Below are 15,333 nucleotides of genomic sequence, written 5' to 3'. Positions count from 1 at the left end.
TGGTCTTTCGCGCCCCATGCTTATCCGCCGCCTCGCCCTGCACCAACTGCGTCGCTTCAGTGCGGTGGACCTGTCGCCCCAGCCGGGATTGAACCTGCTGACCGGCGACAACGGTGCCGGAAAGACCAGCGTGCTCGAAGCGTTGCACCTGATGGCCTACGGGCGCAGCTTCCGTGGCCGGGTGCGCGACGGTCTGGTGCGCCAGGGTCAGGAAGCGCTGGAAATCTTCGTGGAATGGGATGAACAGCGTGCCGATCACCCGCCCCACCGCCGAAAGGCCGGGCTGCGCCACAGTGGCCAGGACTGGAAGGGTCGATTGGACGGTGAAGACGTCGCGCAGCTGGGCAATCTCTGCGCAGCGCTGGCCGTGGTGACGTTCGAGCCGGGGAGCCATGCACTGGTCAGTGGGGGGGGCGAACCCCGCCGGCGTTTCCTCGATTGGGGTTTGTTCCACGTGGAACCGGATTTTCTCTCCCTGTGGCGCCGCTATTCCCGGGCGCTGAAGCAGCGCAATGCTCTGCTCAAGCAAGGCGGTCCGTCGCGGATGCTCGATACCTGGGATCACGAGCTAGCCGAGGCCGGGGAACCGCTGACCAGCCGCCGTCAGCACTACCTGGAGCGTCTGCAGCAGCGTACGGTGGCCTTGGCCGCCCGCCTGGCTCCGCAACTCGGCATCCAGGGGCTGGAACTGAGCCCCGGTTGGCGGCGGCATGAGCTTCCCTTGGCCGATGCCCTGCTTCTGGCCCGGGAACGTGACCGGCAGGCCGGCTATACCTCGGTCGGCCCACACCGGGCAGACTGGAGTGTGGATTTCCACAGCGTTCCGGGGCGTGATGCGTTGTCCCGTGGCCAGGCCAAGCTGACGGCATTGGCCTGCCTGATGGCGCAGGCCGAGGACTATGCGGAACAGCGCGGCGAATGGCCGGTGATCGCTCTGGACGATCTGGCCTCGGAGCTGGATCGCACCCATCAGGCGCGGGTGCTGGAGCGCCTGCTCGATGGGCCGGCACAGATCTTCATCACCGCTACCGAAACCCCGGCGGCGCTGCTGGACCTGACCCACATCGCCCGGTTCCACGTGGAACATGCACAAATCGTGGCTGTGCCATAGTGGGCACACCAGGGCCGCTCGACCCCGGCTGGTATAATTCGGGTTGGAATCCTTTCATTCTCGGCACATCGCGCCAAGCGGTGGCCGACCTGCGGAGCCTACGGCAAGCGCAATGAGCGACGAACAGAACACCCCGGCAAACAACGGCAATTACGACGCCAACAGCATTACCGCCCTGGAAGGCCTGGAGGCTGTCCGCAAGCGTCCCGGCATGTACATCGGTGACGTGCATGACGGCACCGGTCTGCACCACATGGTGTTCGAGGTCGTCGACAACTCGATCGACGAAGCGCTGGCCGGCCACGCCGACCACGTTGCGGTGACGATCCACGCCGACGGTTCGGTCTCGGTGTCCGACAACGGCCGTGGTATCCCGACTGGCAAGCACGAGCAGATGAGTGCCAAGCTCGGTCGCGAAGTGTCTGCAGCCGAAGTCGTCATGACCGTCCTGCACGCAGGCGGCAAGTTCGACGACAACAGCTACAAGGTTTCGGGCGGCCTGCACGGCGTCGGCGTCAGCGTGGTCAACGCGCTGTCGCAGAAGCTGCTGGTGGACGTGTTCCAGAACGGCTTCCACTACCAGCAGGAATTCAGCAACGGCACCGCAGTGACCGCGCTGGCCAAGCTGGAAACCACCACCAAGCGCGGCACTACCGTGCGCTTCTGGCCGTCCACCGTCGCCTTCCACGACAACGTGGAGTTCCACTACGACATCCTGGCCCGCCGCCTGCGCGAACTGTCGTTCCTGAACTCCGGCGTCAAGATCGTCCTTGCCGACGAGCGTGGCGACGGCCGTCGCGATGACTTCCACTACGAGGGTGGCATCCGCAGCTTCGTGGAGCATCTGGCCCAGCTGAAGACGCCGCTGCACCCGAACGTCATTTCAGTCACCGGCGAGCACAACGGCATCGTCGTGGATGTGGCGCTGCAGTGGACCGACTCCTATCAGGAGACGATGTACTGCTTCACCAACAACATTCCGCAGAAGGACGGCGGTACCCACCTGGCCGGTTTCCGCGGTGCGCTGACCCGTGTGCTCAACAACTACATCGAGCAGAACGGCATCGCCAAGCAGGCCAAGATCAACCTGACCGGCGACGACATGCGAGAAGGCATGATCGCGGTGCTGTCGGTGAAGGTGCCGGACCCGAGCTTCTCCAGCCAGACCAAGGAAAAGCTGGTCAGCTCCGACGTGCGTCCGGCGGTGGAAAACGCCTTCGGTGCGCGCCTGGAAGAGTTCCTGCAGGAGAACCCGAACGAAGCCAAGGCGATCGCCGGCAAGATCGTCGACGCCGCGCGTGCACGTGAAGCGGCGCGAAAGGCCCGCGACCTGACCCGCCGCAAGGGCGCGCTGGATATCGCCGGCCTGCCGGGCAAGCTGGCCGACTGCCAGGAAAAGGATCCGGCGCTGTCCGAACTGTTCATCGTCGAGGGTGACTCGGCAGGTGGCTCGGCCAAGCAGGGCCGCAATCGCAAGAACCAGGCGGTGCTGCCGCTGCGCGGCAAGATCCTCAACGTGGAACGCGCGCGCTTCGACCGCATGCTGTCCTCCGACCAGGTCGGCACGCTGATCACGGCGCTGGGCACCGGCATCGGCCGAGACGAGTACAACCCGGACAAGCTGCGTTACCACAAGATCATCATCATGACCGACGCCGACGTCGACGGCGCCCACATCCGCACCCTGCTGCTGACGTTCTTCTACCGTCAGATGCCGGAGCTGATCGAGCGCGGTTACGTCTACATCGGCCTGCCGCCGTTGTACAAGATCAAGCAGGGCAAGCAGGAGCTGTACCTGAAGGACGACCCGGCGCTGGACAGCTACCTGGCCAGCAGCGCGGTGGAAAACGCTGCGCTGGTGCCGGCCACCGGCGAGCCTGGCATCGAAGGCCTTGCGCTGGAAAAGCTGCTGCTGGCCTACGCAGCCGCGCTGGATTCGATCGAGCGCAACGCACATCGCTACGACCGCAACCTGCTTGAAGCGCTGGTCGATTTCGTGCCGATGGACCTGGAAAGCCTGCGCGCTGCCGGCGAAGGCGAGGGCCTGGATGCACTGGCCAAGCGCCTCAACCAGGGCAGCCTGGGCAGCCCGCGTTTCACGCTGGAACTGCAGGAAGCCAACGACGAGCGCCCGGCCGCTGTGCTGGTGACCCGTCGCCACATGGGCGAACAGCACATTCAGGTGCTGCCGATGTCGGCCTTCGAAAGCGGCGAACTGCGCGCGATCCACCAGGCATCGAAGCTGCTGCACGGTCTGGTCCGCGAAGGCGCGACCATTTCCCGCGGCGCCAAGTCGATCGAAGTCGACAGCTTTGCCAAGGCACAGAACTGGCTGCTCGAGGAGGCCAAGCGCGGCCGCCAGATCCAGCGATTCAAGGGTCTGGGTGAAATGAATCCGGAGCAGCTGTGGGACACCACGGTGAATCCGGAAACCCGCCGACTGCTGCAGGTGCGTATCGAGGACGCTGTCGCAGCCGACCAGATCTTCAGCACCCTGATGGGCGATGTCGTCGAACCGCGTCGCGATTTCATCGAAGACAACGCGCTGAAGGTCGCAAACCTGGATATCTGACACAATCGGGACACGGCCGGCGCGCGGGGAGGCGCGCCGGCCTTCGACTCTTGAACACAGGTACCTGATGTCAGCATCCGCCCCGGTTTCCGCTCCGCCCCCGGTTCCGCCGGCTTCTCCGCCGGCTTCTGCCGCGCCGCGTGCCGTTTCGCCGTTGGCGGGGTTCTTCATCGACCTGGGCATCGCCGCTGTCACCCTGTTCGGCCTGAGCCTGGTCAGCGGCCTGCTGTGGGGTCTGTACCGTGGCGTGGTGGTTGGTTACGCGAACGCGCAGGCTGGCGCTGGCGCACCCGACGCCAGTTCGGTAGCGGCGTCGCTGGGCCAGCCCGGCGCGCTTGCGCAGATTCTCATGGCGCTGTTCGCCACCGGTGGCGCCGCGTTGCTGCTGTACTTCTGGCGACGGCCGGCCAACGCCGCCGAGCGCCACGCCTCGCGCCAGGCGCTGCGCCGCCCCTCCACCTGGGGCTGGACCCTGCTGGTGGCGACCCTGATCGTGCTCGGCAGCAACGGCATCGCCTTCCTGGCCAAGCAGGTCGGCGTCGAGCCGGTCCCCACCAATCTGGCGCTGATGCAGAGCGCGATCGCACGTTTCCCGTTGTTCCTGGTGCTGTTCGCGGTGGTCCTGGCGCCGGCCTACGAGGAACTGCTGTTCCGCCGCGTGCTGTTTGGCCGCCTGTGGCAGGCCGGGCGGCCAGGGTTGGGCGTGGTACTGAGCAGCCTCGCATTTGCCCTGATCCATGAGATCCCTGGCACGAGTGCCAATGGCCCGGCCGAAATCGCACAGCTGTGGCTGGTCTACGGTGGCATGGGGGCCGCGTTCTGCTGGCTCTACCGGCGCACCGGCACGTTGTGGGCGGCGATCACCGCCCATGCACTGAACAATGCGGTCGCCCTTGCCGCGATGGTGTTCCTGGGGTCAACGTAACGCCGCGTCCGCTTGACGAAAGATTAAGCCGCTACGCTACACACTCCGCATATGAACACGGGGGAGTTTCCATGAAACAACTGCTGCTGGCCCTTGTCATCACTACCCTGGTCAGCGCCTGCGCGACCACCACCTCCCCTACCGGTCGCCGGCAGATGGTGGGCGGCGTCTCGCAGGCGCAGCTGGACCAGCTCGGCGCACAGGCGTTCGCCGAAACCAAGCAGAAGGAAAAGATCAGCACCGACGGCCGCCAGAACGGTTACGTGCAGTGCGTGGTCAACGCCCTGGTCGCGCAGCTGCCAGCTCAATACCGTGGCGTACGGTGGGAGACGGCGGTATTCGTCGACAAGGAGCCCAACGCCTTCGCCCTGCCCGGCGGCAAGGTCGGCGTGAACACCGGCATCTTCACCGTGGCCAAGAATCAGGATCAGCTGGCTGCCGTGATCGGCCATGAAATCGGCCATGTCATCGCCCGCCACCACGAAGAGCGGATCACCCGCCAGATGGGCGCACAGACCGGGCTGGCCGTGCTCGGCGCGCTGGCTGGCGCAGCCTACGGCGAAGGTGCTGCCAGCACCGTCAACCAGCTCGGCGGCATGGGCGCGCAGACTGCCTTCCTGCTACCGGGCTCGCGGACGCAGGAAAGCGAGGCTGACGTGATTGGCCAGCGGCTGATGGCCCAGGCCGGATTCAATCCGGCGCAGGCGGTCGATCTGTGGCAGAACATGATGGCCGCCAGCGGCGGTCGCAGCCCGCAATGGCTGTCCACCCACCCGGATCCGGCCAACCGGATCCAGGAATTGCGACGTGATGCCCCGGGCCTGACGCCGGTCTATCAGCAGGCGCAGGCGGCCGGGCTACGGCCAAAGTGCGGATGAGTGCGCAGTTCTATGCTGTATTGCAGCACATAAAACGATTTCTCACGCCATCTGTTTCTGATACGTTTGGCGGCTCAGATTTTTCTGACAGTCCGACTTTGCCGCTAACCGGCGGTTCGATCGAGGTGAACGATGATTTTCCGTAACCACAAAGCTGTGCTTTCCGTCCTCGTCGCGACCGCCCTGACCGGCGCCGTGGTCACCGATGCCTTCGCGCAGTCCTCGCGTTCCTCCGAGCGCGGCAACCGTGGCGGCAAGCAGGCCAAGGCCGAGGCGCTGTACCCGAACGCGACCCGCCAGGAGCCGACGGTCAAGGCTTCGGCCAAGATGGGCAGCAAGCTGCAGAAAATGATCGACAGCTACAACAAGGAAAAGTTCCCGGAAACCCGCACCCAGGCCGACGCCATCCTGGCTGACAGCGCCGCGAACGAGTACGACAAGTCGCTGGCCGCGCAGCTGGCCTCGCAGGCTGCCTACCAGACCGATGACGCTCCGGCTGCCATCGCCTACCTGAAGCAGGTCCTGCAGTTCAACGGCCTGGACAACAACGGCCACTTCCAGTCGATGCTGATGCTGGGCCAGTTGCAGCTGCAGGAAGACCAGACAGCCGAAGGCCTGGCAACCCTCGACAAGTACTTCGCCGAGAGCAAGTCGACCAAGCCGGAAGAACTGATCGCCAAGGGCCAGGCGCTGTACCAGCTGGAGCGCTACCAGGAAGCGATTCCGGTGCTGAAGCAGGCCATCGCCGGCTCCGCCGAACCGAAGGACAACTGGAACCAGCTGCTGATGGCGGCCCTGTCCGAAGCCGGCCAGTCCGGCGAAGCGGTCAAGGAAGCCGAGGCGCTGGCCGCCAAGAACCCGAACGACAAGAAGGCCCAGCTGAACCTGGCCAGCATGTACATGCAGGCCGACCAGATGGACAAGGCGGCCGCGGTGATGGACAAGCTGCGCAGCAGCGGCCAGCTCACCGAAGAGCGCGAGTACAAGCAGCTGTACTCCATCTATGCCAACACCGACAAAAAGGAAAAGGACGTCATCGCGGTCATCAACGAAGGGTTGCAGAAGGGCATCCTGAAGCCGGACTACCAGGTTTACCTGGCGCTGGCCCAGTCCTACTACTACTCCGACCAGGTGCCGCAGGCGATCGATGCGTGGCAGAAGGCTGCCCCGCTGTCCAAGGACGGTGAGACCTACCTGAACCTGGCACGCGTCCTGCATGCCGAAGGTCGCATCCCGGAGGCCAAGCAGGCCGCCCAGCAGGCGCTGGCGAAGGGTGTGAAGAACCAGGCTGATGCCAAGAAAATCATCAACCTGAAGTAAGTAGGAATAACGCCTGAATGCCTGCCCAGTTGATGCGCAGGCGCTCAGGATTGGTATAAGCTTGGAGGTTCCTGCGGTGTCATGCACCGCTGATCAGGGATTCCGCCCCCGGCATCCCGGCCCCACTATTGAGCTCTTGGCGCATGACGGAACAACTAGTCGTTCACCGGTACGAACAACCCGATGACAAGGGGCTGAGCTGGCCTCGCATCGTCGGCATCGCGTTTGTAATTGCCCTGCATCTGGCCGCCTTCATGATGCTCCTCATTCCCGCCGTGGCTCCCAAGGCCGTGGCTGAGAAGGAGCGCAACGTCATGGTGACCATCGTCGATGCGCCGCCGCCGCCGCCCCCGCCGCCGCCGCCGCCGCCGACCGATACTCCGCCGCCGCCGGTGAAGAATCTGTCGCCGCCGAAGCCGTCGCCGGTCCCGCCGCCGCCGCAGGCGCCGGTCGTGGACGTGCCGGAGCCGCGCCCGAGCGATATCGTCACCCCGCCGTCGCCCCCCGCGCCGCCGGCACCTGCGACCTCGATCGAGGCCAGCGTGGACATCTCGTCGAAGGCCATGAATCCGCCGCGCTACCCGCCGGCAGCCTTCCGCGCGGGTATCCAGGGCGAAGTGATCCTGATCATTGATGTCGATGCCAGCGGCAACGTCACCAATGTCACGGTGGAAAAGTCCAGCCGTAACCGCGACCTGGACCGTGCCGCGATGGAAGCGGCTCGCAAGTGGCGCTTCAACGCCGCTGAATCTGGCGGTAAGAAGACGGCAGGTCGCGTTCGCGTCCCGGTCAACTTTGCGCTGAACTGATGCGCCCGGGTGGCCGCTTGGCCACCCCTGCTCCCGGTTCGATTGTTTAGCTTAGCTACACCCTTTATCACCACACACAACAAAGGTAAGCGTCATGCTGCAGGAAATTTTCATCGCCGCTGCTGCCGGGGGCAATCCGTCCAACGCCCTGTCGCAGATGGGCTTCGAGCACCTGATCCACGAAATGACCACCAAGCCGGGTGATTTCGCGGTTTCCTGGGTCGTGCTGCTGACCCTGATCGCCATGTCGGCCATGTCCTGGTACTGGACCGTCATCAACATCTTCCGTGCGACCCGCCTGAAGAGCGCTGCTGATCGCGTCGTCAGCCTGTTCTGGGATACCCCGAACGCGCAGGACGCCATCCGTGCCATGGAAGAGCAGCCGGCTTCGGAGCCGTTCTCGAAGATCGCCCTGGACGCTGCCCAGGCTGCTGCGCACCACCAGCGCGCTGAAGGCGGCGCCACCGGCGGCGTGGGTGAGAACCTGAGCCGTTCGGAGTTCGTCGACCGCGCCCTGCGTCAGGCCGTCACCCGCGAAAGCAACAAGCTGCAGTCGGGCATGACCCTGCTGGCCACCGTCGGCGCGACCGCTCCGTTCGTCGGTCTGCTGGGTACCGTGTGGGGCATCTACGGCGCCCTGATCAAGATCGGTGCCACCGGCTCCGCTTCGATCGACGCCGTTGCCGGCCCGGTGGGTGAAGCGCTGATCATGACCGCGATCGGTCTGTTCGTCGCGATCCCGGCCGTGTTCGCCTTCAACTTCTTCAGCAAGATCAACAGCGCGACCATCAGCAAGTTCGATACCTTCGCGCACGACCTGCACGACTTCTTCGCCACCGGCTCGCGCGTCCGCTAATTGCGGCGCGCGTCACCCAGCGACGAACGTAAGTAGTCACCAAGATCTAGACGGAGCCCGTTATGGCTTTCAGTAGTGGTAACAGCGGCGGCCCCATGGCCGACATCAACGTTACGCCCCTCGTGGACGTGATGCTGGTGCTGCTGATCATCTTCATCATCACGGCGCCCCTGATGTCCCACAAGGTCAAGGTGGATCTGCCGGAAGCCAACCTGATCCAGAAGCCGGAAGACGCTGAAAAGCGTTCCGGACCGATCACCCTGGCAGTCAAGGAAGACGGCTCGATCTACTGGAACGACGAAGAAATCAACAAGCAGACTCTCGAGTCGCGCTTGGCGACCGCCGCCCAGCAGACCCCGCAGCCGCCGCTGAACCTGCGTGGTGACCGCACCACCAAGATGCGCGTCATCAACGACCTGACCAAGGTCGCGCAGGAGCAGGGCATGCTGGACGTCGGCTTCGTCGCGACCAAAGAAAAGGGGCAATAAGCCATGGCATTCAGTAGTGGTGGTGGCAAGGGCCCCATGGCAGACATCAACGTCACGCCCCTCGTGGACGTGATGCTGGTTCTGCTGATCATCTTCATCGTGACCGCGCCGATCATGACGTACCCGATCGCCGTCGACCTGCCGCAGCGCGTGCTCAACCCACCGCCGCAGCTGGTCGAACCGCCGCCGCCGATCGAACTGAAGATCGACGCCAGCAACCAGGTCTCGTGGAACAACAGCCCGATCAATACCAGCGAGCTGCAGCAGCGGATGGAGCAGGAGGTCCAGCGTGACCCGACCAACCAGCCGGAACTGCGCATCGACGCCAGCCCGGATTCCGAGTACGACGTGATGGCCAAGGTTCTGGCCGCCGCGAAGAATGCTCAGATGAAGAAGATCGGTTTTGTGCAGCAGTAATCGCTACACCGCAACACAACAGTCATGACGCGACTGCAGACGCCCCTGGAGACAGGGGCGTTTTTTTGTTCTCGTCCTGGCACATGGGATCTCGTCCTGGCACATGGGATGGGGTCAGAACGCCTTTCCTTCGGAAAAGGGATCTGACCCCATCCGGCAGCATGCGCCGCTATGATCGGCGCATGCTTGCCCTCTTCGATTCCCTGCGCCATTGGCTCGACGGTATCGCCCACCTCGGCACGATCCTGGCGGTGGCTTACCTGCTGTACCTGTTCGCGCTGGCGGGCTGGATCATGCTGCAGAAGCGCGAGCCGGTGGCCACGCTGAGCTGGATCCTTTCGTTGGCACTGCTCCCCTATCTCGGGCTCTTCATCTACTACCTGCTGGGCCCGCAGAAGGTGAAGCGGCAACGGCTGCGCCGCGGACGCGCACGTTCGGGCATGGAGCACTACAGCGATGTCTGCCCACCGGATGCCGACTGCACCGAGCTGGCCAAGATCGCGCAGGCCACCACGGGCCTGGCGCCGAGCAGCGCGACCGAAGTGACCTGGCTGGTGGATGGTGCCGCTACCTACGCCGCTCTGTTGGAAGCGGTGGCGCAGGCTCGCGATCACGTGCACCTGGAGTACTACATCTTCAATCCGGACCATGCCGGCACCGCCCTGCGCGACGCCCTGGTCGAGCGCGCACGTGCCGGTGTGCAGGTGCGCCTGCTGCTGGATGCGGTGGGCTCATCCGCCCTGCCCCGCCGTTTCCTGCAGCCCCTGCTCGACGCCGGCGGTGAAGCGATCTGGTTCCACCCACGGCAGCTGCTGAAACCGTTCAAGCGCCCGTGGCTGAACCTGCGTACGCACCGCAAGCTGGTGATCGTCGATGGCCGGCTGGCCTTCACCGGTGGCATCAATATCACCGACGATGAAGACGAGAGCCGCAAGCCGAACGCCTACCGCGACCTGCACATGCGCATCCGCGGCCACGTCGTGCGCAGCCTGCAGCTGGTGTTCGCCGAGGACTGGCTCTACGCCAGTGGCCAGGATCCCTCGCGCATGGACATTGCCCGTCTGTGGCCGGCCGACATGCCGCTGCGCGGCGATGGTGCGATCAACGCCCAGGTGCTGGTCTCCGGCCCGGACTCGGGCTGGGAAACGATCCACCGCCTGCACGTGGCGGCCATCCAGGAAGCACACGAGCGCGTGTGGCTGGTAACGCCCTACTTCGTGCCGGGCGAAGCGGCGCGGATGGCGCTGACTTCGGCGGCACTGGGTGGACTGGACGTGCGCCTGCTGGTGCCGAAGATGAGCGACTCCTGGTTTGTCACCCAGGCCGCGCGCTCCTATTTCGACGAACTGCTGCACGCCGGGGTGAAGATCTACGAGTACGGCCCGCGCATGCTGCATACCAAGGCTTTCATCGCCGACGACGACGTCTGCATTGTCGGGAGTGCCAACTTCGACCACCGCAGCTTCCGCCTGAACTTCGAGCTGTCGATGATGATCAGCGACCGGGACCGCGTGGCGGCCCTGGCCGAGCTGCTGCAGGGTGAATTCGATCGCGCCACCCGGGTGCATGACCAGGCCGGGCGCTCGCTGTGGCTGCACCGCCTGCCCGAGGCCTTCGCCCGGCTGGCCTCGCCGCTGCTCTGACGCAGCGCTACACTGCGGCGATCATCCGGGGAGCCCGACTATGTACTGGTTGTACCTGCTGCTGGCGCTGGGCTGTTTCGCCTTCGCCCTGAAGACCCCCAGCGCCGCATTGATGACCCTGTGCCTGCTGGCCGCCCTCGCCTTCCTGCTGGCCTGGGTGCGCGGTCGCTATGTAGCCCGCTTCGGCGACCTTCAGCGGGACCCTGCCACCCTTGTCGATGCCGAGGAGCTGCGCCGCCTGCGCGAGCAGGCCCAGGCCCGCCGCAATGTCGACGCCAACGACCACGATCCGTCCCCTCTTTCCAAGTAGTTCCGTTCCATGACCCAGCTCAGCGTCAACGTCAACAAGATCGCCGTCCTGCGCAATTCGCGCGGCGGCGCCGAACCGGACGTGGTGCGCGCCGCCCAGGCCTGCCTGGATGCCGGTGCACATGGCATCACCGTGCACCCGCGGCCGGACCGCCGCCATATCACCGCCGAGGACGTGCTGGCGCTGTCCACGCTGACCCGCGCGCGTGGCGTGGAATTCAACATCGAAGGCAATCCATTCGCGCCGCCGCGCGAGGGCTACCCAGGCCTGCTGCCGCTGTGCGCGCAGACCCGCCCGGCGCAGGCGACGCTGGTGCCGGATGGCGATGGACAGATCACCTCCGACCATGGCTTCGACTTCGAGCGGGATGCCGAGCGGCTGCGACCACTGATCGCCGAACTGAAGGCGATGGGCTGCCGGGTCAGCCTGTTCGTCGATGCTGGCAACCCACTGCTGGAGCAGGCGGCCGAAGTCGGTGCAGATCGTGTCGAGCTGTATACCGGCCCCTACGCCGAAGCACACGCGGCCGGAGACGCTGCGGCGATGCTGGAACTGTTCGCCACTGCGGCGCGGCGGGCGCAGGCGGTGGGCCTGGGCGTCAACGCCGGGCACGACCTGTCACAGGACAACCTGCGCGATTTCCTGGCCCACGTGCCGGACGTGCTGGAGGTGTCGATCGGTCACGCGCTGATCGGTGAGGCGCTGTACGACGGCCTGGATGCCACCGTGCGCGAGTACCTGGCGTTGCTCTGACCGCTCCCCTGTAGCGTTGAGCCATGCTCGACGCAGCACCGCGCTGAACCCTTCAGGCAGCCGTCGCAGCCATTGAGACGGCTGCGGCGTAACCTGCCGCAATGGGTATCGCGATCAAGGGCCGAGGTTCCACGTCCCACCTTGCCGGGCGCTTTGAAAGCACCGTCAGCGAGGCGGTGGACGACGGCTGGGCGGTCGATGAGAGCGAGGAATTCCTCGCCCCACGCCTGCGCACTGAAGTACGTGCCGAGACCGCACGCAGCATCATCAGCCGCAACACCTCACCGGACGTCGGCTTCAGCCAATCGGTGAATCCGTACCGCGGTTGTGAGCATGGCTGCTCCTACTGCTTCGCGCGCCCCTCGCACGCCTATCTGAACCTGTCGCCAGGCCTGGACTTCGAGACCAAGCTGTTCGCCAAGACCAATGCGCCGCAGCTGCTGCGCAAGGAGTTGTCGAAGCCCGGCTACGTTCCGCAACCGATCGCGCTGGGCATCAACACCGATGCGTACCAGCCGATCGAACGCAAGTTCAAGCTCACCCGCCAGCTGATCGAAGTGATGCTGGAAACCAAGCATCCGTTCTCGCTGATCACCAAGAACGCACTGGTCGAACGTGACATCGATCTGCTCGCACCGCTGGCGGCGGAGAACCTGGTCAGCGTGCATTTCTCGGTGACCTCGCTGGACCCGCATCTCTCCGCAAAGCTGGAGCCACGCGCGTCGGCGCCGCATGCACGGCTGCGTGCGATGAAGCGCCTGCATGAAGCGGGCATTCCGGTGGGTGTGATGGTGGCGCCGGTGATCCCGTGGATCAACGACAGCGAACTGGAAGCCGTGCTGGAGGCCGCGCATGACGCAGGTGCGAGCACCGCCGGCTACGTGCTGCTGCGCCTGCCACTGGAAGTGGCGCCACTGTTCCGCGACTGGCTGGATACGCACCATCCTGATCGCGCCGCGCATGTGATGAGCACCATCCAGCAGCTGCGCGGCGGCAAGGATTACGACAGCCAGTTCGGCACCCGCATGCGGGGCCAGGGCGTGTATGCCGATCTGTTGAACAACCGCTTCAAGCTGGCGCGAAAGCGTCTCGGCTTCAATGCGCAGAACAGCCATTGGCCGAAGCTGGATTGCAGCCGGTTCCAGAAGCCGTTGCCGCCGAAGAAGGATTCGCCACAGGGGTCGTTGTTCTGAGTCCATCAGTCGAGCATGGCTCAACTCTACATCCGAGGCCGACGAGCAGCTCGGCGTCACCCCCCAAACAACTTCTGCGCGCTCTGGAACAGGATCCAACTCGTCGCGATGAACTTGTCCCCACCCTGCGGCCTGTTGCCACGATGGGTATGCGTAAACGCCGTCGGCGCAATCAGCAGGCTGCCGGTGCGTGGTGCGATCTTCCGCCCCTGGAACAGGAACTCGGTTTCGCCCTCTTCGAATTCGTCGTTGAGGTACAGCGTCCACAACACGTGCCGGTGCAGGGTCTCGGCCTGCGCATCCTTGGGGTACAGCTCGCAGTGCCAGTACGGATAACCGCCCTCGCCCGCCGCATACCACTGCAGGTTGATGGCGCCCGGGCGCAGGCAGGTGCGGGCCAGGTCGGCCAGCTGCTGCTGCGGCATGTCAGGGAAGTCCTCGGCAGACAGGCGTCGCGGTTGGCCCTTGCTGTCCTGGATCTGCAACATCAGCGGCGCGATCAACGCCTGTGGATAACGGCGTAGATAAGTCAGCAGGCCGTTGAACACCGCGTGCTGCAGCTGATGGTCCACATCCTGCCAGCCATCAAGGCCGCTGATGCGCAGATCCTTGCTGTGCTTGAGTTCCGGGAACACGCCACTGCCCACGGCACCGGGCTGCAGGCCACGCGCCGCCCGCATGCGCTCAACGATCGCCGCGCAGACCTCGCTGGGGACCGCGTTGTGGATGACCTCGATGAAATCGACCGGGCCCTGCTCGTGCATGCGTGCATTCCTTAGGCGGCAACGGCTTGATGGTGCCGCTTGCCGCCCTCGGTGTCACCCCACGGTCATGGTCATCGATCTGCCATGACCGTGGTCAGGCAACCGCCAATCAGCCCTGCGCGTCGTCGTGCGCGTGGTGGTAGCGCACGGCTTCGGCCACTTCCTCGCGCGAACCCAGGAACACCGGCACGCGCTGGTGCAGCTGGTCGGGCTGGATGTCGAGGATGCGCTCGCGGCCGGTCCAGGCGGCGCCGCCGGCCTGTTCGACCAGCAGGCCCATCGGGTTGGCCTCGTACATCAGGCGCAGCTTGCCGGCCTTGGACGGATCCTTCTTGTCCCACGGGTAGATGAAGATGCCGCCGCGGGTCAGGATGCGGTGCACGTCGGCGACCATGCTGGCGATCCAGCGCATGTTGAAGTTCTTGCCGCGCGTGCCTTCCTTGCCCGCCAGCAGATCACCGACATAGGCCTGCATCGGCGCTTCCCAGTGGCGCTGGTTGGACATGTTGATCGCGAACTCCTGGGTAGCCGCCGGAATCTGCATGTTCTCGGTGGTCAGCACGAACTCGCCCTTCTCGCGGTCCAGGGTGAAGGCGTGGGTGCCATGGCCGACGGTCAGCACCAGCTGGGTGCTGGGCCCGTAGATGCAGTAACCGGCGGCGATCTGCTTGCTGCCCGGCTGCAGGAAGGCGTCGTCGCCTGGCAGTTCCACGTTGGTCGGGCAGCGCAGCACCGAGAAGATAGTGCCGACGGAGACGTTGACGTCGATGTTGGAGCTGCCGTCGAGGGGATCGAACAGCAGCAGGAAATCACCGCGCGGGTAGATGTCCGGCACCGGCTGGCTGTGGTCCATTTCCTCCGAGGCGCACGCGGCGAGGTGGCCACCCCAGGCGTTCGCTTCAAGCAGGATCTCGTTGCTGATGACGTCCAGCTTCTTCTGCGCCTCGCCCTGCACGTTACCGGTACCGGCATCGCCCAGCACGCCACCGAGGGCGCCCTTGCTGACGGCGATGGAGATGCTGGTGCAGGCGCGGGCGACGACCGCGATCAGCTGGCGCAGGTCGGCGTTGATGCGGCCGGCGTGCTGTTCCTGGATCAGGAAGCGGGTCAACGAAGTACGGGACATGAGCGGGCAGGTCTCGGCAGCGGGAAAACGCTTATTGTCGCCCGTATGGCGGGGGCGTGCGTGAGCGCGGGAAGGCGTAATCGTTTCCAGATGCGTTTGCGCTCGTGGCGCATTCCTTTTGTCGAGGCTCGTGGGAGGGGGAGGCGATGCAGGACACGCTGCAAGTAC

The 15,333-nt window shown here is 65.0% G+C and carries 15 protein-coding genes; 13 read left to right on the top strand and 2 right to left on the bottom strand.

The features are described 5' to 3' along the window. Positions 1-16: 16 nt before the first annotated feature. The 13 genes from recF (at position 17) to AC5P60_RS09495 (ending at position 13,275) form a co-directional block, all read left to right on the top strand. Positions 17-1,111, top strand: a complete 1,095-nt coding sequence (recF, locus tag AC5P60_RS09555; protein WP_483693562.1) for a DNA replication/repair protein RecF — start codon at positions 17-19, stop codon at positions 1,109-1,111. 112 nt (positions 1,112-1,223) lie between these two features. Further along, positions 1,224-3,683 (top strand): DNA topoisomerase (ATP-hydrolyzing) subunit B, encoded by a 2,460-nt coding sequence (gene gyrB, locus AC5P60_RS09550; RefSeq protein WP_483693563.1) that lies wholly within the window; start codon positions 1,224-1,226, stop codon positions 3,681-3,683. A 67-nt stretch (positions 3,684-3,750) separates the two neighbouring features. Continuing rightward, positions 3,751-4,608 (top strand): CPBP family intramembrane glutamic endopeptidase, encoded by an 858-nt coding sequence (locus AC5P60_RS09545; protein ID WP_049453510.1) that lies wholly within the window; start codon positions 3,751-3,753, stop codon positions 4,606-4,608. Between the two features lie 71 nt (positions 4,609-4,679). Beyond that, positions 4,680-5,486, top strand: a complete 807-nt coding sequence (locus AC5P60_RS09540) for a M48 family metallopeptidase (RefSeq protein ID WP_005411735.1) — start codon at positions 4,680-4,682, stop codon at positions 5,484-5,486. A 132-nt stretch (positions 5,487-5,618) separates the two neighbouring features. Further along, positions 5,619-6,806 carry a tetratricopeptide repeat protein gene (locus AC5P60_RS09535; protein WP_005411736.1) on the top strand — a complete coding sequence of 396 codons (1,188 nt, stop codon included), beginning with the start codon at positions 5,619-5,621 and terminating at the stop codon, positions 6,804-6,806. 143 nt (positions 6,807-6,949) lie between these two features. Beyond that, positions 6,950-7,615, top strand: a complete 666-nt coding sequence (locus AC5P60_RS09530; protein WP_495201730.1) for an energy transducer TonB — start codon at positions 6,950-6,952, stop codon at positions 7,613-7,615. 94 nt (positions 7,616-7,709) lie between these two features. Further along, on the top strand, positions 7,710-8,471 hold the full coding sequence (exbB, locus tag AC5P60_RS09525) for a TonB-system energizer ExbB (RefSeq protein ID WP_005411738.1): 762 nt from the start codon (positions 7,710-7,712) through the stop codon (positions 8,469-8,471). 62 nt (positions 8,472-8,533) lie between these two features. Further along, positions 8,534-8,959, top strand: a complete 426-nt coding sequence (locus tag AC5P60_RS09520; protein WP_005411739.1) for an ExbD/TolR family protein — start codon at positions 8,534-8,536, stop codon at positions 8,957-8,959. A 3-nt stretch (positions 8,960-8,962) separates the two neighbouring features. Beyond that, positions 8,963-9,376: an ExbD/TolR family protein gene (locus tag AC5P60_RS09515; RefSeq protein WP_005411740.1), complete on the top strand. Its 414-nt coding sequence runs from the start codon at positions 8,963-8,965 to the stop codon at positions 9,374-9,376. A 182-nt stretch (positions 9,377-9,558) separates the two neighbouring features. Beyond that, positions 9,559-11,019 carry a cardiolipin synthase gene (gene cls, locus AC5P60_RS09510; protein WP_164208278.1) on the top strand — a complete coding sequence of 487 codons (1,461 nt, stop codon included), beginning with the start codon at positions 9,559-9,561 and terminating at the stop codon, positions 11,017-11,019. 40 nt (positions 11,020-11,059) lie between these two features. Further along, positions 11,060-11,329, top strand: coding sequence for a hypothetical protein (locus AC5P60_RS09505; protein WP_005411742.1), 270 nt, complete (start codon positions 11,060-11,062; stop codon positions 11,327-11,329). A 9-nt stretch (positions 11,330-11,338) separates the two neighbouring features. Continuing rightward, positions 11,339-12,082, top strand: coding sequence for a pyridoxine 5'-phosphate synthase (locus tag AC5P60_RS09500; protein ID WP_049432449.1), 744 nt, complete (start codon positions 11,339-11,341; stop codon positions 12,080-12,082). A 101-nt stretch (positions 12,083-12,183) separates the two neighbouring features. Next, positions 12,184-13,275: a PA0069 family radical SAM protein gene (locus tag AC5P60_RS09495; RefSeq protein ID WP_024958794.1), complete on the top strand. Its 1,092-nt coding sequence runs from the start codon at positions 12,184-12,186 to the stop codon at positions 13,273-13,275. Positions 13,276-13,331: 56 nt separating this feature from the next. Here AC5P60_RS09495 and AC5P60_RS09490 read toward each other — a convergent pair whose 3' ends face one another. Then, a complete protein-coding gene (locus tag AC5P60_RS09490; RefSeq protein ID WP_033833520.1) occupies positions 13,332-14,039 on the bottom strand; it encodes a 2OG-Fe(II) oxygenase in 708 nt (235 codons plus the stop codon). Positions 14,040-14,148: 109 nt separating this feature from the next. Then, entirely contained in the window at positions 14,149-15,165 is a 1,017-nt protein-coding gene (locus AC5P60_RS09485) for a class 1 fructose-bisphosphatase (protein WP_049402951.1), read from the bottom strand. Between the last annotated feature and the right edge of the window lie 168 nt (positions 15,166-15,333).

This window comes from Stenotrophomonas sp. YJH_SMC_120 (assembly GCF_059368675.1).
The sequence above is the reverse complement of the archived record's forward strand: the minus strand, read 5'-3'. Positions and strand labels throughout refer to the sequence as shown.